The sequence below is a fragment of the Microbacterium salitolerans genome (assembly GCF_019720895.1).
Taxonomy (GTDB): Bacteria; Actinomycetota; Actinomycetes; order Actinomycetales; family Microbacteriaceae; genus Microbacterium.
The window spans coordinates 1-17285 of the sequence record NZ_JAHKSH010000009.1; the positions used below are offsets into that span (position 1 = coordinate 1).

A 17285-nucleotide genomic window follows, 5' to 3' on the forward strand; every position below is an offset into this window, starting at 1 on the left:
TGGGACACGAGGGCCTCCTGGGTGCTTGTGAAGCGTTGAACTAGACAGCTCCACTTCACAGCCCGGGGGCCCTCACCTGTCGGAAGACTCAGCCCCGTGTCGGGAAACAACGTCCCCGGACATCACAACTAGCGAGAACGGCCCCGCGGATCGCCTCCGCGGGGCCGTTCTGCGCCTGTCATACGAATGCGCCGACGCCCGTGATGTCGCGGCCGATGAGCAGCGCCTGCACGCTCTCGGTGCCCTCGTAGGTGTGGATCGCCTCGATGTCGGCGAGGTGCTGCATGACGCGGTTCTCCAGAAGGATCCCGTTGCCGCCGAGCATGTCGCGGGCGTCGCGGGCGATGTCGCGCGCCGTGCGCGTGTTCGTGTACTTCGCGAGCGATGCCTGCGTGGGCCGAAGCTCTCCTCGGGTCTCGAGATCGGCGAGCCTCCGGCAGAAGAGCTGCATGCCGGTGAGCTGCGAGAGCATGCGCGTGAGCCGCTCCTGCACGATCTGGAAGCCGGCGAGGGGCCTGCCGAACTGGCGGCGCTCCTTCGCATAGCTGAGGGCCGCCTCGAAGCACGCGGTCGCGTGACCGAGCGCCGACCACGCGACACCCGACCGAGTCGCGTACAGCACCCGCGCCGTGTCAGCGAAGGAGTGGGCGTCCGGCAGCCGCGCGTCGAGCGGCAGGCGCACGTCGTCGAGCGCGATGTGCGCCTGATGGATCGCGCGCAGCGCGACCTTGCCCTCGATGACCGTCCCGCGGTACCCGGACGTCTCCTGAGGGACGAGGAAGCACCCGACCTGTCCGTGATCCGGATCCGCCGCGTCCTCGATGCGCGCCCACACGAACGTGATGCCGCCGGACGCGGCGTTGCCGATCCACTTCTTCGCGCCGCGGAGGACCCATGCGTCGCCATCTCTGATGGCGCTCGTCTCGAGGCTCGTCGAGTCGCTGCCGTGATCGGGCTCGGTGAGGGCGAAGGCCCCGGGCACCTCGCCCTGGACGAGCGGCCGCAGCCAGCGTCGCTTCTGGTCGTCGCTGCCGTAGAACGCGAGCGTGCGCACCGCGAGGCCTCCTTGCACGGCCATGACCGTGCCCAGGGATCCGTCGCCCCGCGACAGCTCCATGTTCACAAGCCCTGCCGCGAGGGGCGACAGAGAGCTGATGCCCTCGTGGTCGACGCCGTCGCCCAGCAGATCGTGGCGCCCGAGAGACGCGAGGATCTTCTCGTGCGGGTACTCCGCGCGATCCCACGCGTGGAGGAGGTCGCCGGAGACCTCGTCCACGACCTGCCGGGCGCGGCCCCAGGCCGCACGATCGTCTCCAGTGACGTCACCGAAGACGTCGTAGTAGTCGGTGTCGAGAGGCGAGGTCACGTCGTAGGAGGTGACGCGCTCGCCGGGGAAGAGCTCCGTTGCCATGGTCGCCAGGCTAGGCCGGAAGGAGAGGCGCGCACGAGGCCGCTGTCGGGAGGCTACAAACCTCCGCGCGTGCGGCCGCGGCCCGTCAGGTGAGCTCCTTGCGAGAGCCCTCGGCCGTACGCGCGACGGCGATGGTCCCCGCGAGCATGACCGCGATCCAGAACACGCCGACCAGCCACACCGACCCGTCGGCCACGAGGACGAGCCCGCTCGCGATCATCGGTGTGAAGCCCGCTCCGAGGGTCGCTGCGCCCTGGAAGGCCAGCGATGCACCGGTGTATCGCACACGGGTGGGGAACTGCTCGGCGATGTAGGCCCCGATCGGGCCGTACAGCAATCCCTGAATCAGACCGTTGCCGAGAAGATCCGCCGTGGCGAACCCCCAGACGGTGCCGTTCGTGAGCATGAGGAGCATCGGGTACACGAGCGCGATCCCGAGCACGCCGCCGAAGATCAGCACGGTGCGTCGTCCGATCCGATCGCTCAGGCGCGCGGAGAGGAACGTGACGACCAGCGTGAGGCCTGCGCCGACGGCCTTCCACGCGAGCACGGCCGTGCGATCCGCCCCGGCCTCGACGGAGACCGACACGCCCCACACCGTGACGATCCCCTGGCAGCAGAAGAAGCTCATCGTCGCGATGAGTGCGAGAAGCACGGCTCGCGGATGCTGTGAGACCACTTCGAGGATCGGGAGTCGACGCTTCTCGCTGGAGTCCTGCAGCTTCTGGAACAGCGGTGACTCGCTGACGCGCAGCCGGATGACGAGCCCCACCACGATGAGGACGGCGCTGAGGAGGAACGGGATCCGCCATCCCCACGTCAGGAACTGATCGCCGGTCGCGCCGGACATGATGGAGACGACGACGGTCGCGAGAATCGCTCCGGCGGGCCCGCCGGCATTGGCGAAGGACGTCGCGAACCCGCGCGAGCGGCGGGGGGCGTGCTCCATGGCCATGAGTGCGGCCCCACCCCACTCGCCGCCGACGGCGATGCCCTGTACGAGTCGCAGGCTGACGAGGAGGATCGGCGCGATGACGCCGATCTGCGCGGTTGTCGGGAGGAGCCCGATCACGGTGGTCGCGACGCCCATCATCATCATCGACAGCACCAGCATCTTCTTCCGGCCCACTCGGTCGCCGAAGTGGCCGAAGATGATCCCGCCAAGCGGGCGCACGATGTACCCCGCGGCGAGGGTGGCGAACGATGCGAAGATCGCGACGGCGTCAGGCAGGTTCGCGAAGAAGACCTTGTTGAAGACGACAGACGCCGCGACGGCATACAGGATGAAGTCGTAGTACTCCACTGCCGTGCCGATGAAGCTCGACGAGAGGATGCGCCGCATCTGCGGCGTGTTCAGCGAGGTCGCCACGACGGTGGCGGTGTCTGTGGAGTCGAGCGACTCCGTGCCGGTGGGGCGGGTGCGTTCAGTCATGATTCCTCCTTGAATCGACTGGCGGGCCAGCGGTCAGGCGCGTGGACGCGCGAGAACGTCTCGGGCGAGGCGGTGCTCCTCGTTCTCGGTCGACGACGCGTCGTCACGGAGCGGGATGACGTCGAGATCGTCCGGGAGATGGAACCGCCCCGAAAACTCGGCGGCCGCCGCGTGCCAGACATCGTCGGAGGCGCTTCCCGGGACGAGATGATGCAGCGCCAGCTGACGGGCGCCCGCCTGCGACGCGATCCGGGCGGCATCGCGCACGGACGTATGGGACTTGTAGTGGTGATCGCGCGAGGCGCGGGACCCCTCGTCGGTGCGATCCGCGTACATCGACTCGACGAAGTCGAAGTCGATCGCCTCGTGCAGCAGCAGGTCGGTGCCGCGGGCGAGTTCGACGAGATTCGGCGTGGGGGCGGTGTCTCCCGAGATCGTCACCGATCCCGCGGCTGTCTCGAATCGGAACCCGAAGGCCGGTGCGATGGGCGGGTGCTCCACGAGCGTCGCCGTGACCGTCACGAGCTCGTCGCGGTAGATCTCGAACGGGGCGATCCGGGGCGTCGGATCGTCGTTGGGGTGGTATCCGCAGCCCTCCGGGATCTCGATGTCGCGTGCCTCGAAGAGGTCGAGGGGGCTCGGACGCAGACTGTCGAGCACGCGGTCGTTGAGGTCCGTCGCGTGTGCGGCCATGAGGGTCTCGAACATCTGCGCGGTGCCGGGCGTCGGGCAATGCGGCGCCACGGGTCGCGGCGGCGTGACGGCACGCGCGGAGACGGGCGGCAGCATGCCGCGATCTCCCGGGCCCATCAGCGTCACCGGACGATTCGTGCGGTCGAGCATCTCGTAGAGGCCGAAGACGGCCAGGCTCGCGAGGTCGACGGTGTGGTCGGAGTGCAGGTGCGTGAGGAAGATGCCCCGCAGGTTCTTCAGGCTGAGGCCGGCTTCGTTGATGCGGCGACCGACGCCGTGCCCGCAGTCGACGAGGTAGAAGGCCTCGCCGACCTGGATCGCTGTCGCGATTCCCGTGCGTCGAATCGGCTGCCCCGAGGTCCACCAGCGCGGTCCACCCGCCGTGCCCAGTGTGATCACGCGCGGTGGCGGAACGGTCTCTGTCATGGCGGGCCTCCTCCTGCGATGGGTTCCCCTCAGCCTGAGCCATCTGTCATGATCTGAAAAGTCAAATGATATGAACGAGACCATCAGGAGAACTTATGTCGGACGTCACACTGCGGCAGATGCGGTACTTCGTCGCGGTCGTCGACAGCGGATCGGTCACGGCGGCCGCGGCGTCCGAGCACGTCTCGCAGGCTGCTCTTTCGATGGCGGTCGCGCAGCTGGAAGCCTCCGTCGGCGCGGATCTGCTCATCCGGTCTCGCTCGCGACGGGCGGTGCCGACGAGACGGGGTCTGCTGTTCGCCGCGCACGCGCGACGGGTGCTCGAGGGCGTCGACGAGGCCGTCGGCGCCGTGACCGACTCCGTCGGTGTGCTCACCGGCACTGTGAGGGTGGGCTGCAGCTTCACGCTGTCCCCTCGCGTCGTCCCGGTCCTGATCGACCGGTTCACCCGCGACCACCCGCGGGTCGAGGTCGAATTCGAGGAGGGCGCGCCGAACGACATCCAGGAGCAGGTGCGCATGGGCCGACTCGACCTCAGCGTGCTCTACAGCCAGCAGGCGGACCCCGCGCTCCGGCGACATGTGCTGGCCGACGTGCACCTCCACGTCGTGCTGCCGGCGGATCACCCACTCGCCGGCCGGGACGCGGTCGACATCGGGGAGTTCATCAGCATGGACGCGATCCTCCTGAGCGTCCCACCGACGGTCGAACGGCTCACGGAGCAGATCCGGGCGTCCGGCCACGAGCCGCGGATCCGCTACACGAGCAGGAACATCCAGACGATCTTCTCTCTCGTCGCGCGAGGATACGGGTACTCGCTCATCAACAGTCCGCCGGCGACGGAGGAGACGTTCGACGGCAGGCGCGTCCGGTTCCTCCCGGTGGACGGCCTGGCCCAGACGAATGAGATCGTGGCCGTCACCACCGGCCACCACCGGCAGCCCCGGCGAGTCCGGGCGGCGATCGAGGCGCTGACCGGCGTGTGACGCCGTCGACAGCCGCTAGGCTGGGAGACAGACTTTCCCGGAGGGCTGTTTCATCATGATGTTCATTCTCGCGCTGATCCTCTTCATCGGCGGCCTCGCGCTGTTCGCCGTCGCCTTCATGGTGACCTCGTTCCAAGCGGTCATCTTCACGGCGGGCATCCTGGCGGTGTGCCTCGCGATGGCGCTGCCGATGCTCAAGAGCGCCAAGTAGCCCACTCTCCACGACGCCGCCTGACGGATCCGACGGATCCGGCAGGCGGCGTCGTCGTCTCGGGCGTGTGCCTCCGGGGCGGGGCGGTTCCCTGTCGGTAGTAGGCTGGGGGACTGGTCGAGGTCTCTCGACATCGAGACAGTCCTACCCACGAGCGCGGCTGCCTCTTTCCCCGTGCCCCACCGAAGGAATGCAACGTGGATCTCTACGAGTACCAGGCTCGAGACCTTTTCGAGAAGTACGACGTGCCGGTTCTCGCCGGCATCGTGGCCGACACTCCCGAGGAGGTGAAGGCAGCTGCCGAGAAGATCGGCGGCGTGGTCGTCGTCAAGGCCCAGGTGAAGACCGGCGGCCGCGGCAAGGCCGGCGGCGTGAAGGTCGCCAAGAACGCAGACGAGGCCTACGAAGCGGCGAAGTCGATCCTCGGCCTCGACATCAAGGGCCACATCGTCAAGCGCGTGATGGTCGCCGCCGGTGCGGACATCGCCGAGGAGTACTACTTCTCGGTCCTGCTCGACCGCGCGCACCGCTCCTACCTGTCGCTGTGCAGCGTCGAGGGCGGCGTCGAGATCGAGCAGCTCGCGGTCGAGAAGCCCGAGGCGCTCGCGCGCATCGAGGTCGACCCGCTGGTCGGCATCAACAAGACGAAGGCCATCGAGATCGCGAAGGCCGCGAACTTCCCCGACGAGCTCGTGAGCAAGGTCTCCGACGTGTTCGTGAAGCTCTACGACGTCTACCGCGGTGAGGACGCGACGCTCGTCGAGGTGAACCCGCTCGTCCTCACGGGCGAGGGCGACATCATCGCTCTCGACGGCAAGGTGTCGCTCGACGAGAACGGCAGCGAGGTGCGTCACCCCGAGCACGAGGCGCTCGAGGACAAGGGCGCAGCGGACCCGCTCGAGGCGAAGGCCAAGCAGGCCGGCCTCAACTACGTCAAGCTCGACGGCGAGGTCGGCATCATCGGCAACGGCGCAGGCCTCGTCATGTCGACGCTCGACGTCACCGCCTACGCCGGCGAGAACCACGGCGGCGTCAAGCCCGCCAACTTCCTCGACATCGGCGGCGGCGCCAACGCGCAGGTCATGGCGTCGGGGCTCGACGTCATCCTCGGCGACGCCCAGGTCAAGAGCGTCTTCGTCAACGTGTTCGGCGGCATCACCAGCTGCGTCGCGGTGGCAGAGGGCATCGTGAAGGCCCTCGAGATCCTTGGCGACTCGGCGTCGAAGCCGCTCGTCGTGCGACTCGACGGCAACCAGGTCGAGGAGGGCCGCGCGATCCTCGCGCAGGCCGACCACCCGCTCGTCACCCTCGCCGCAGGCATGGACGAGGGCGCCGACAAGGCCGCCCAGCTGGCGAACGCCTGAGACGAACAGATCGGATAAGGACAAGAGAATGTCGATCTACCTGAACAAGGATTCGAAGGTCATCGTCCAGGGCATCACGGGCGGCGAGGGCACCAAGCACACGGCGCTCATGCTCAAGGCGGGCACGAACGTCGTCGGCGGCGTCAACGCGCGCAAGGCCGGCACCACCGTGACGCACGAGAAGGCGCACGAGGGCGAGGTCGAGCTGCCCGTGTTCGGCTCGGTCGCCGAGGCGATGACGAAGACGGGCGCCGACGTGTCCGTCGCGTTCGTCCCGCCGAAGTTCACGAAGGACGCGATGATCGAGGCGATCGACGCCGAGATCCCGCTCCTCGTCGTCATCACGGAGGGCGTGCCCGTGGGCGACGCCGCCGAGGCCTGGGCCTACGCGAAGTCGAAGGGCAGCAAGACCCGCATCATCGGCCCGAACTGCCCCGGCATCATCACGCCGGGAGAGGCGCTCGCCGGCATCACGCCGGCGACGATCACGGGCAAGGGGCCGATCGGCCTCGTCTCGAAGTCGGGCACGCTCACGTACCAGATGATGTTCGAGCTGAACGACTTCGGCTTCTCGACCGCCATCGGCATCGGCGGCGACCCGGTCATCGGCACGACGCACATCGACGCGCTCGAGGCGTTCGAGAACGACCCCGAGACCGAGGCGATCGTGATGATCGGCGAGATCGGCGGCGACGCCGAGGAGCGCGCGGCCGAGTACATCAAGGCGCACGTCACGAAGCCCGTCGTGGGCTACGTCGCGGGCTTCACGGCGCCCGAGGGCAAGACGATGGGCCACGCCGGCGCCATCGTCTCGGGCTCGGCGGGAACCGCCGCCGCGAAGAAGGAGGCCCTCGAGGCCGCCGGTGTCAAGGTCGGCAAGACGCCGAGCGAGACCGCCCAGCTCATGCGCGAGATCCTCAAGTCGCGATAAGTCGCGACTCTGCGCAGAAGGCGCCCGGCCGAACGGCCGGGCGCCTTCTGCGCGCCGCTGGGGGAAACCTGAGCCGCTCGCGAGCCGGAAGGGGATCCGCGCCAGATCGCGGGTAGCCTCAGAACGCTATGCAACGAGTCCTGGTCGCGGTCCTCGCCGCCGTCGATGCCCTGGTCGCCGCGGCCGCCGGTCTCGTGGCGGTGCTCGCCCCCTTCACGCTCCTGTGGCTCGTCGTGTTCGGCGACACGGGCGCCTGGGAGGCGCTGTGGCCCGCGACCGTGCGCGTCTGGCAGCTCGGGCACCTCGTTCCCGTCCACGTGGCGATCGATCGCGAGACGGCGTCCGCGATGGGGATCCCCGATGACGGAGCGGCGTTCTGGCTGAGCCTCGCCCCGCTGCTGTTCGCCGCGTTCACCTTCCTGTTCGCCGCTCGCTCCGGTCGCCGCGTCGTGACGACCGGCTCGACGCTCGCCGGCCTGGGCGCCGGTATCGCGACGATGGCGATCGTCTCGGCGGCCGTGCAGCTCACCAGCGACAATCCCGCGGCCGCGGTGACCACCTGGCAGGGCGTCCTCCTCCCGACGGTCGTCTACGCGACGGGCATGATCGGCGGCGCGGTGCGCGCGGCGTGGGCCGATGGCGACAGGGGGGCGATCGACCGCCTCCACGATCTGCTCGACGGCTGGGATCCCGCGTGGCGTGAGGTGCCGACCCTCGTGGCGCGCGGCGCGACCGTCGTCGTGATGGGGCTCATCGGCTCCGCGGCGCTGCTGTTCGCGGTGCTCGTCCTGATGCGCGGCGGCGAGATCATCACGCTCTTCGAACGTGCACGCGTCGATGCGGTCGGCGCGACCGCCCTCATGCTCGGCCAGCTCGCCTATGTGCCGACGATGATCGCGTGGGGGGTCTCGTGGTTCGCGGGCCCCGGCTTCGCGATCGGCGCCGACACGGCGATCTCGCCCGCCGGCACGTCACTCGGCGTGATCCCCGGCGTCCCGGTGCTCGGGATCCTTCCCGAGGGCGGGTCCGGATGGCTGCTGCTCGTCGTCCTCGTGCCCATCGCGTTCGGGGCGCTCGGCGGGTGGATCGCACGACGTTCCTACGCGCGGGACTGGGCGTTCGACGGCGAGGGACACGAGCACTTCTCGCCGCGCGTCGTGATCGCGGTCGGCATCGCCGTCTGCTCCGGCGCGGCAGGGGCGATCCTCGCCGCCTGCGCGTCGGGCTCCGCTGGCCCCGGGCGACTCGCTGACATCGGCCCCGACGTGGGAGCCGTCGCCCTGACGATCGGCCTCGAGGCGCTCGTAGGATCCGCGATCCTCCTGCTCGCGCCGATGCGCCGCGGCGTCCCCGAGGCGGACGAGGACGGTCCGAGCGACGACGAGGCCGTCGACGCCGCGCGCTGGTGACCAGCCCGAGCTGACGAACGAATGGGAGGCGCGGCGACGAGACCCTAGACTGGAAACGTGCTGAATGTCGCGGTCCTGATCTCGGGTGCCGGCTCCAATATGCGGGCCCTCCTCGAAGCGGCGGCCGACCCCGCGTATCCCGCTCGCGTCGAGACGATCGGATCCGACCGCGATGCCGACGGCCTGCAGCACGGGGCCGACTTCGGGATCCCGTCGTTCTCCGTTCCGTATCGCGCGTACGAGACGCGCGAGGAGTGGGGCGAGGCCCTCGCAGAGCAGCTGCGCGCCTGGTCTCCCGACCTCATCGTCCTGAGCGGCCTCATGCGCCTGCTGCCCGCGAACGTCGTGAGCGAGTTCGCACCGCACATCATCAACACGCATCCCGCCTACCTGCCGGAGTTCCCCGGGGCCCACGGCGTCCGCGACGCGCTCGCGGCCGGAGCCGCGCAGACGGGTGCGAGCGTGATCCAGGTCGACGACGGCGTCGACACCGGGCCGATTCTCGCGCAGGAACGCGTCGCGATCGAACCCGGCGACACCGAGCAGACGCTGCACGCGCGCATCAAGCCCGTCGAGCGCCGCCTGCTCATCGACGTCGTCCGCCGTGTGGCGACCGGCGACATCGACCTCACGAACCCGAACGCCTGACCCCCGCACCCTCACGCACCAAGGAGATCCCATGGCCGGTCCGAGCCACGACCCCTCGCTCTATCGTCACCGCGACGTGGTTCCGATCAGGCGGGCCCTCGTGTCCGTCAGCGACAAGACCGACCTGCTGCCGCTCGCGGGCGCGCTGTCGACGGCGGGCGTCGAGATCGTGTCGACCGGATCCACGGCTGCGCGGATCCGCGAGGCGGGCTTCGACGTCAGCGACGTCGCCGACATCACCGGCTTCCCCGAGATGCTCGACGGCCGAGTGAAGACGCTCCACCCGAACGTGCACGGAGGCCTGCTCGCCGACCTCCGCCTCGAGCACCACGAATCGCAGCTCGGCGACTTCGGCATCGCACCGTTCGAGCTCGTCGTCGTCAACCTGTATCCGTTCGTCGAGACCGTCGCCTCGGGTGCCCAGGGCGACGACGTTGTCGAGCAGATCGACATCGGCGGCCCGGCCATGGTGCGCGCCTCGGCGAAGAACCACGCCAACGTCGCGATCGTCGTGAACCCCGCCTCGTACCCCTCGATCATCGAGGCGCTCGAGAGCGGCGGCACCGGCCTCGCACAGCGCCGGGAGCTCGCCGCCCGTGCGTTCGCGCACACGGCGGCGTATGACACGGCCGTCGCGCAGTGGTTCGCCGAAGAGACGATGACCGGCGAGGTCACGCTGCCTGACCACCTCACGGTGCAGGCCGAGAAGATCGAGGACCTGCGCTACGGCGAGAACTCGCACCAGCGCGCGGCGATCTACAGCCGCGTCGGCGGCCACGGCATCGCCCAGGCCGAGCTGCTGCAGGGCAAGCCGATGTCGTTCAACAACTACACCGATGCCGACGCGGCCCTGCGCGCCGCGTACGACATGGTGCTGCCGGCGGTCGCGATCATGAAGCACGCGAACCCCTGCGGAATCGCCGTCGCAGATCCCAAGGCCCTCGACCCGATCGCGAGCGCGCACATCCGCGCGCACGAGTGCGACCCCCTGTCGGCGTTCGGCGGCGTCATCGCCGCGAACCGCCCCGTCACGCTCAAGATGGCCGAGAACCTCCGTGACATCTTCACCGAGGTCATCGTCGCCCCCGACTTCGCCCCTGACGCGCTCGAGCTGTTCAAGGCGAAGAAGAACCTGCGCCTCCTGAAGCTCCCCTCCGACTGGAAGCAGGAGCGGATGGACGTGCGCCTCGTCTCGGGCGGCCTGCTCCTGCAGGACGCCGACCTGTTCCCCGACGACGACTTCGAGTCGGTCGCGAAGGACTGGCAGCGCGTCGCGGGCGACGAGCCCGATGTGCCGCTGGCCGACCTCGTGTTCGCCTGGAAGTCGTGCCGCGCCGTCAAGTCGAACGCGATCGTGCTCGCGAAGGGCTCCGCGACAGTCGGCATCGGCATGGGGCAGGTCAACCGCGTCGATTCGTGCAAGCTCGCGGTCGAGCGCGCCGGCGACCGCGTCGCGGGCACGATCGCCGCGTCCGACGCGTTCTTCCCGTTCTCCGACGGGCCCGAGGTGCTCATGGACGCGGGCGTGAAGGTCATCATCCAGCCCGGTGGATCCGTGCGCGATGAGGAGACCATCGCCCTCGCGAAGAAGCGCGGCGTCACCATGTACTTCACCGGAGAACGCCACTTCTTCCATTGAACCGTGCCGCCTCAAGGGCGACAAGGTTCAGTCACACCTCTGGGCGGATCCGGCTTCGCCGTCCGCCTGACCGTGCCGCCTTAGGGGCGACAAGGTTCCGTCGCCCCTCTGGGCGGATCCGGCCTCGCCGTCCGCCTGATCTCACCGATCGAGAACACACACGCCGGAATGCCCCGTGCGCAGCCCTCCCGCCTTGGAATAGGCTGGAGGGCTGTCGTGTTCTCGGCAGCTTTCCATCCACCAGAGGTCTGTGATGACTGACACCGCGTCTGCGCGCCTCCCGCTGCACCGCGCGCTCCTGCGTCTGCTCCCGTTCGCGAAGAAGGATCTCCCGAGAATCGGGCTCGGCGGGCTGTCCGCGCTGGGGGCGTCGATCGTCGCGCTGCTCATCCCGACGGCGCTGGAATGGATCGTCGGCGGGCCCATCGCCTCCGGTGCGACGTCGGCGGTGGTGTGGGGTGCGCTCGCGGTCCTCGGCCTCGGGCTCGTCGAGGCCGTCATGGTGTACCTGCGCCGCTGGTTCGTCCTCGCGCCCGCCACGGCGATCGAATACAACGTGCGCGCGGCGTTCTACAACCGCCTGCAGAAGCTCCCGATCGAGTTCCACGACCGGTGGCAGGGCGGCCAGCTGCTCAGCCGCATGATGCAGGACATCGGCCTCATCCGACGCTGGATGGCGTTCGGATTCATCATGCTCGTCGTCAACTCGCTCACGGTCGTCATCGGATCCGCCCTGCTGTTCCAGTGGCACTGGATCCTCGGCGCGATCTTCGTCGTCTCGGGCATCCCGCTGTGGATCCAGGGCTTCCGCTTCCACAACGCCTACGCGCTGCTGACGCGCAGGAGCCAGGATCAGCAGGGCGACCTCGCGACGAGCGTCGAGGAGAGCGTGCACGGGATCCGCGTGCTCAAGGCGTTCGGTCGCGGACCCCACGCGCTGAGCCGCTTCACGAAGCAGGCCGAGGGGCTGCGCGGCACCGAGATGCGCAAGGCGCGTGAGATCGCCGTCGTCGACTTCGTGCTCGTCCTCATGCCCGAGCTGGCGTTCGCGGCCTGCCTCGCCACCGGCATCTGGCTGACGGCCGACGGCCAGCTCGCCGTCTCGCAGCTGTTCGCGTTCTTCGCGATGGCGACGATCCTGCGCTGGCCGATCGAGTCGATCGGCTTCCTGTTCTCGTTCATGCTCGACGCGCGCACGGCGACCGACCGCGTGTTCGAGGTCTTCGACGCCGTCGACACGATCACCGACCCGGCCGAGCCGGTCTCGATCGAGAACCCGCGCGGTGCGCTCTCATTCGAAGGCGCGCACTTCCGCTACCAGGACGCGCGGGAGCACGAGCGGGACATCCTGGACGGCATCGACCTCGAGCTCGTGCCCGGCGAGACGATGGCGCTCGTCGGACTGACGGGGTCCGGGAAGACCACCCTGACGACGCTGCCGACCCGCCTCTACGACGTGACGGCGGGACGCGTGACGCTCGACGGCGTCGACGTGCGCGACCTGCCGCTCGTCGAGCTGCGCACGCACATCGCGACCGCATTCGAGGACGCGACGCTGTTCTCGGCCTCGGTGCGAGAGAACGTGCTGCTCGGCCGCGACGACCTCGACCTGTTCTCGGACGAGGCGGATCGCGTCCTGCGCGAGGCGCTCGACGTCGCGCAGGCCGAGTTCGTCGATCAGCTGCCGGAGGGCACCGCGACGATGATCGGCGAAGAGGGCATGAGCCTCTCGGGCGGCCAGCGTCAGCGTCTGGCGCTGGCGCGTGCCGTCGCCGCGCGACCGAAGGTCCTGGTCATGGACGATCCGCTCTCGGCGCTCGACGTCAACACGGAGGAGCGCGTGCAGACCGAGCTCAAGCAGGTGCTCGCGGGCACGACGGCGCTGGTCATCGCGCATCGCCCGTCGACCGTCGCGCTCGCCGACCGCGTCGCGCTGCTCGAGCACGGCCGCATCGCGGCGGTCGGCGCGCACAGCGACCTGATGGCGACGTCGGCGAGCTACCGCTCGGTCATCTCGAGCTACGAGGCCGAGGAGCGCGAGGCCGAGAAGGTGCGCCGAGATCCGAACCCCACGTCCGAGATGGACATCCTGGCGGCCGGCGGCGAGTACGCCGTCGATGCAGACGAGGAGACCGCACGATGAGCTCGACCGTTCAGGGCGTCACCGGCGAAGACCGCAACGACTACACGCGCGAGGAGAGCAAGGAGATCCGCCGCCGGTCGTGGCGTCTGCTGCTGTCGCTCCTCGTCCCGCTCAAGGGGCAGGTGACGCTCACGGCCATCGTCGTCGTCGCGCAGACCGGCATCCGGGTGCTCGGCCCGGCGCTCCTCGGGATCGGGCTCAACGAGGCGCTTCCCGCGGTACTCGAGGGCGATGACTGGGGGGCGACGTGGTTCGTCGCCGGCGCGTACGCGCTCACCGCGATCCTCGGCGCCAGCCTGCTCGCGTGGTTCGACATTCTCGCGGCCCGCCTCACGCAGACGGTGCTGCTCGACCTGCGACGCCGCGTCTTCCGCCACACGCAGCGGCTCAGCCTCGAATTCCACGAGACGTACACGTCCGGCCGCATCATCTCGCGCCAGACGAGCGACCTTGAGACCATCCGCGAGCTCATGAACGGCGGGCTCCAGCAGCTGATCAACGGCGTGCTCTACGGCGTCTTCACGTTCATCGCGCTCATGATCGTCGACTGGCAGTCGGGCATGGTGATCGTCGTGGCCTGCGTGCCGCTCGCCCTTCTCATGCGCTGGTTCTACCGCCGCTCGCAGCTCGCCTATCGCGAGACCCGCGTCATCAGCGCGCAGGTCATCGTCAAGTTCGTCGAGACCATGACGGGAATCCGTGCGGGCAAGGCGTTCCGCACCGAGCCCCGCAACGAGAAGCAGTTCGGATCGCTCGCGTGGGACTACCGCAACGCGAACATGCGCGTCATCCGCCTGTTCGGCACGTTCGAGCCCGGTCTCATGGCGATCTCGGCGTTCGCCATCGGCATCGTCGTGCTGTGGGGCGGCGTACGCATCACGTGGGACGAGTTCTCGATCGGACTCCTGCTGACGGCCGTCCTGTACGTGCGCAACTTCTTCACCCCGCTGCAGGAGGTGGCCATGTTCATCAACTCGTTCCAGGCCGCATCCGCAGCCCTCGAGAAGGTCTCGGGCGTGCTGCAGGAGCAGCCGTCGGTTCCGGATCCCGAGAACCCCGTTGCGCTGAGGCACTCTCAGGGGCACCTGCTGTTCGACGACGTGACCTTCGGCTACGGCGGCGGCAAGACGATCCTGCCGAACTTCCGCCTCGACATCCCCGAGGGGCAGACGGTCGCGGTCGTCGGCACGACGGGAGCGGGAAAGTCGACGCTCGCGAAGCTGGTCTCGCGCTTCTACGACCCGACCGCGGGGCGTGTGATGCTCGACGGTGTCGATCTGCGCGAGCTCGACACCGACGACATGCGGCGCGCGATCGTGATGGTGACGCAGGAGGCGTATCTGTTCAGCGGGTCCGTCGCGGACAACATCGCGCTCGGTCGGCCCGGCGCGTCGATGGAGGAGATCGTGCGCGCCGCCGAAGCGGTCGGCGCCCACGAATTCATCGAACAGCTGCCCGACGGATACGACACCGATGTCAACAAGCGCGGGGGGCGGGTGTCCGCGGGCCAGCGGCAGCTCGTGTCGTTCGCGCGCGCCTTCCTGGCGGATCCCGCGGTGCTCATCCTCGACGAGGCGACGGCGTCGCTCGACATCCCGTCGGAGCGCATGATCCAGAACGCCCTGCAGACGCTGCTCGCCGACCGCACGGCAATCATCATCGCGCACCGCCTGTCGACGGTCGAGATCGCCGATCGCGTGCTCGTGATGGAGCATGGGCAGATCATCGAGGACGACGCCCCCGACACCCTCATCGCGGGGACGGGGAAGTTCGCGCAGCTGCACAAGGCGTGGCAGGACTCGCTCGTCTGACGGCGGACGCAGAAGAGGCCCGGATCCGTCTTCGGATCCGGGCCTCATTCACGAGGATGGCGGCGGAGCATCGGATGGGGGAGGGGAGTCCGGTGCCCCGCCGCCAGTCTGGGGGAGGCGAGATCTACAGCGTGATCTCGGCAACCACCTCACCGTACTCGGTTTCGTCGACGGGTGTGAAGCCGACACGGCGGAAGAACGCCTCGGGGCCGTTCTCGCCGGCTTCGTACACGACGGTCAGTCGTCGGAGACCGCGCTGACGCGCTTCGGCGATGACGGCGTCGACGGCGAAGCGCCCCGCCCCCTGACCCTGCGTGCCGGCGTCGACGTTGATGCGCCAGACCGCCGCCTGCAGGTAGTCGCTGGGGGACTCGGGGTCGAAGTAGGCCCGGACGAACGCCACGACCTGGTCGCCATCGAGAACCACGCGCTGCCAGGTCTTCTGCGGGTCGGCGACGACCATCGCCACCGCGTAGGTCGTCGGCGCGATGAACTCCTCCTGGCCCGGCTTGAGGGTCAGGCTGTTGGCCGCGACGATCGTGTCGGCGGAGAGTTCTTCGACGTGCAGCTCGCTCATGATGTCAGCGTAGAGCACCCGGGAGGTGGGCGGAACAGACGCCGGGCGGTCAGGCGCGGACGGAGACCGGCGAGCCGATCTGCAGGAACGAGTACACCCACTCGGACGCCGACACGGTGAGGTTGACGCAGCCGTGGCTCATGCGCGCGCCCGCACCGAAGTTGTCGTGCCAGTACGTGCCGTGGAAGCCCTGGTCGCCGTTGAAGTAGGTGGGGTAGGGGACATCGGGCGTGCAGTAGTCGAACTTGCCGCCCGGGACGAGGTTGCCCTCGGAGTCGCACGAGCCCATGTTCTGGATCGTCAGCTGACCGTAGACGGTGAACTCGCCCACCTGGGTGTCGTATCCGGCGGTTCCGATGGCCATCGGGAAGCTGTTGATGAGCTCCTTCTCGCCGCCGTTCACCGACTCGTAGAAGTATGCGCGCCCCTCGGACTTCATGACCACGGAGCTGCGCAGGCGCTCGGTCGTCTCGTGCGCGACCTTCTCGCCCGTGAGCGCGACGTTCGCGGGGGAGAGGGACGTGAGCTGACCCGCGATCTGCTCGCCGACGCCGTCGGTCGAGGTGACGCGATAGCCGTCCTCGCCTTCGGTGAGGACCTTGCTGACAGATCCTGCCGCATCGACGACGACGTCTCCGTCGACCGGCTCCTGATCGACGCGCTCCGGCAGGGCATCCGCGTACTGCTGGATCGCTGCCTGGTCCGCGGCGACCTCGAGCTCGCCGTCGTCGGTCACCGTGGTCGAGACCCACGATGCGACCGTGTCGCTCGGCACCTCGTCGACGACATCGCCCTCGAGGGTGAAACCGACCTCGCTGATGGTGGTGTTGAGCTTCTCGACGGCGGCCTTCGCCTCGTCGGTCGTGAACGCGGCGGGCGTCTCGGTGACGGACGCGTCGACCGAGATCGCGGAGGAGTCTGCCGCGAGCAGCGTCTCGCCCGAGGCGATCGCCTGGACGTCCTGGTCGGAGGCGAGCTGCGCGCCGATCTCAGTGGCGAGGGCGTCGACGTCGATGCCCGTGCCCGGCTCGGCGGGGACGGCCGAGTAGGCGCCGTCGGCGAAGGCGATCTGCGCGTTGACGGGGTCGGTGTACGCGCCGGAGAACTCCGCGGCGAGGGCCGTGTGCATCGCTTCCGTGTCGAACGTCATCTCCGCGTCGACGTCGCCGGAGTTCCACGCGCTGACGTTCCAGAGGGGCACATCGGCGACCGCCTGCTGGGCTGCGGCCTCGGCGTCGACCGCGAGGCCGAGCGCCTTGCCCGTGAACGTCGCCGGCGTGCCGTCGACGGACACCGTGATCGGCATCTCCTCGACGTGCGTCACGATCGCCTCCTCGGCGGATCCGGCCGTCTGCATGCCGACGTCGGCGCCGAAGACCGAGGTGCCGGGCGCCGTGTGGATCGTCGAGACGAACGCGAGCGCACCCACCGCGGCGACGGCGACGACGGGGATGCCGATGCCGAGCCAGAGCTTCTTTCGCGAGCGCTTCTGCGGGGTTTCGGGCTCGATCCACTCGACGCGCGGCCCCGCGTCCTGCGCGGTCCGGTCGTCGTACGGCGCGGACTTCTCTGCGACGTCTGTCATGGTGATCTCCCCCAGTTCA

Annotated in this window: 14 protein-coding genes; 9 read left to right on the forward strand and 5 right to left on the reverse strand. The window is 69.0% G+C overall.

The features are described from left to right. Positions 1–178: 178 nt before the first annotated feature. The 3 genes from KOL93_RS15765 to KOL93_RS15775 all read right to left on the reverse strand — a co-directional run bounded on the left by KOL93_RS15765 (position 179) and on the right by KOL93_RS15775 (position 3962). On the reverse strand, positions 179–1411 hold the full coding sequence (locus tag KOL93_RS15765; protein ID WP_221586381.1) for an acyl-CoA dehydrogenase family protein: 1233 nt from the start codon (positions 1409–1411) through the stop codon (positions 179–181). 85 nt (positions 1412–1496) lie between these two features. Next, positions 1497–2843: an MFS transporter gene (locus KOL93_RS15770; RefSeq protein ID WP_221586382.1), complete on the reverse strand. Its 1347-nt coding sequence runs from the start codon at positions 2841–2843 to the stop codon at positions 1497–1499. Between the two features lie 33 nt (positions 2844–2876). Then, positions 2877–3962 (reverse strand): MBL fold metallo-hydrolase, encoded by a 1086-nt coding sequence (locus tag KOL93_RS15775; RefSeq protein WP_221586383.1) that lies wholly within the window; start codon positions 3960–3962, stop codon positions 2877–2879. 95 nt (positions 3963–4057) lie between these two features. Between KOL93_RS15775 and KOL93_RS15780 the strand changes: the two genes are divergently transcribed. The 9 genes from KOL93_RS15780 (at position 4058) to KOL93_RS15820 (ending at position 15104) form a co-directional block, all read left to right on the forward strand. Continuing rightward, positions 4058–4948 carry a LysR family transcriptional regulator gene (locus tag KOL93_RS15780; RefSeq protein WP_221586384.1) on the forward strand — a complete coding sequence of 297 codons (891 nt, stop codon included), beginning with the start codon at positions 4058–4060 and terminating at the stop codon, positions 4946–4948. 55 nt (positions 4949–5003) lie between these two features. After that, positions 5004–5159 (forward strand): hypothetical protein, encoded by a 156-nt coding sequence (locus KOL93_RS15785; protein WP_221586385.1) that lies wholly within the window; start codon positions 5004–5006, stop codon positions 5157–5159. Between the two features lie 197 nt (positions 5160–5356). Continuing rightward, positions 5357–6523, forward strand: coding sequence for an ADP-forming succinate--CoA ligase subunit beta (sucC, locus tag KOL93_RS15790; RefSeq protein WP_221586386.1), 1167 nt, complete (start codon positions 5357–5359; stop codon positions 6521–6523). A 28-nt stretch (positions 6524–6551) separates the two neighbouring features. After that, positions 6552–7454 (forward strand): succinate--CoA ligase subunit alpha, encoded by a 903-nt coding sequence (gene sucD, locus KOL93_RS15795; protein WP_221586387.1) that lies wholly within the window; start codon positions 6552–6554, stop codon positions 7452–7454. Between the two features lie 128 nt (positions 7455–7582). Continuing rightward, a complete protein-coding gene (locus tag KOL93_RS15800) occupies positions 7583–8863 on the forward strand; it encodes a cell division protein PerM (protein WP_221586388.1) in 1281 nt (426 codons plus the stop codon). Positions 8864–8920: 57 nt separating this feature from the next. Beyond that, positions 8921–9511, forward strand: a complete 591-nt coding sequence (gene purN, locus KOL93_RS15805; protein ID WP_221586389.1) for a phosphoribosylglycinamide formyltransferase — start codon at positions 8921–8923, stop codon at positions 9509–9511. A gap of 31 nt (positions 9512–9542) precedes the next feature. Continuing rightward, positions 9543–11150 (forward strand): bifunctional phosphoribosylaminoimidazolecarboxamide formyltransferase/IMP cyclohydrolase, encoded by a 1608-nt coding sequence (purH, locus tag KOL93_RS15810; RefSeq protein WP_221586390.1) that lies wholly within the window; start codon positions 9543–9545, stop codon positions 11148–11150. Positions 11151–11403: 253 nt separating this feature from the next. After that, positions 11404–13293 carry an ABC transporter ATP-binding protein gene (locus tag KOL93_RS15815; protein ID WP_221586391.1) on the forward strand — a complete coding sequence of 630 codons (1890 nt, stop codon included), beginning with the start codon at positions 11404–11406 and terminating at the stop codon, positions 13291–13293. Next, complete coding sequence (locus tag KOL93_RS15820) at positions 13290–15104, forward strand: ABC transporter ATP-binding protein (RefSeq protein WP_221586392.1); 1815 nt, start codon at positions 13290–13292, stop codon at positions 15102–15104. Before KOL93_RS15815 ends, KOL93_RS15820 begins: the two co-directional genes overlap by 4 nt. 124 nt (positions 15105–15228) lie before the next feature. Here the strand turns inward: KOL93_RS15820 and KOL93_RS15825 are convergent, their stop codons facing one another. Together KOL93_RS15825 and KOL93_RS15830 are read right to left on the reverse strand one after the other, a co-directional pair. Next, a complete protein-coding gene (locus KOL93_RS15825) occupies positions 15229–15681 on the reverse strand; it encodes a GNAT family N-acetyltransferase (RefSeq protein ID WP_221586393.1) in 453 nt (150 codons plus the stop codon). A 49-nt stretch (positions 15682–15730) separates the two neighbouring features. Further along, positions 15731–17266 carry a L,D-transpeptidase family protein gene (locus KOL93_RS15830; protein ID WP_221586394.1) on the reverse strand — a complete coding sequence of 512 codons (1536 nt, stop codon included), beginning with the start codon at positions 17264–17266 and terminating at the stop codon, positions 15731–15733. Positions 17267–17285: the final 19 nt, after the last annotated feature.

What these genes read in the sequence shown, in the direction of transcription:
- KOL93_RS15765 (WP_221586381.1), bottom strand. Translation starts at nt 1,411, where the DNA reads ATGGCAACGGAGCTCTTCCCCGGCGAGCGCGTCACCTCCTACGACGTG.
- KOL93_RS15770 (WP_221586382.1), bottom strand. Translation starts at nt 2,843, where the DNA reads ATGACTGAACGCACCCGCCCCACCGGCACGGAGTCGCTCGACTCCACA.
- KOL93_RS15775 (WP_221586383.1), bottom strand. Translation starts at nt 3,962, where the DNA reads ATGACAGAGACCGTTCCGCCACCGCGCGTGATCACACTGGGCACGGCG.
- KOL93_RS15780 (WP_221586384.1), top strand. Translation starts at nt 4,058, where the DNA reads ATGTCGGACGTCACACTGCGGCAGATGCGGTACTTCGTCGCGGTCGTC.
- KOL93_RS15785 (WP_221586385.1), top strand. Translation starts at nt 5,004, where the DNA reads ATGATGTTCATTCTCGCGCTGATCCTCTTCATCGGCGGCCTCGCGCTG.
- sucD (WP_221586387.1), top strand. Translation starts at nt 6,552, where the DNA reads ATGTCGATCTACCTGAACAAGGATTCGAAGGTCATCGTCCAGGGCATC.
- KOL93_RS15800 (WP_221586388.1), top strand. Translation starts at nt 7,583, where the DNA reads ATGCAACGAGTCCTGGTCGCGGTCCTCGCCGCCGTCGATGCCCTGGTC.
- purH (WP_221586390.1), top strand. Translation starts at nt 9,543, where the DNA reads ATGGCCGGTCCGAGCCACGACCCCTCGCTCTATCGTCACCGCGACGTG.
- KOL93_RS15815 (WP_221586391.1), top strand. Translation starts at nt 11,404, where the DNA reads ATGACTGACACCGCGTCTGCGCGCCTCCCGCTGCACCGCGCGCTCCTG.
- KOL93_RS15820 (WP_221586392.1), top strand. Translation starts at nt 13,290, where the DNA reads ATGAGCTCGACCGTTCAGGGCGTCACCGGCGAAGACCGCAACGACTAC.
- KOL93_RS15825 (WP_221586393.1), bottom strand. Translation starts at nt 15,681, where the DNA reads ATGAGCGAGCTGCACGTCGAAGAACTCTCCGCCGACACGATCGTCGCG.
- KOL93_RS15830 (WP_221586394.1), bottom strand. Translation starts at nt 17,266, where the DNA reads ATGACAGACGTCGCAGAGAAGTCCGCGCCGTACGACGACCGGACCGCG.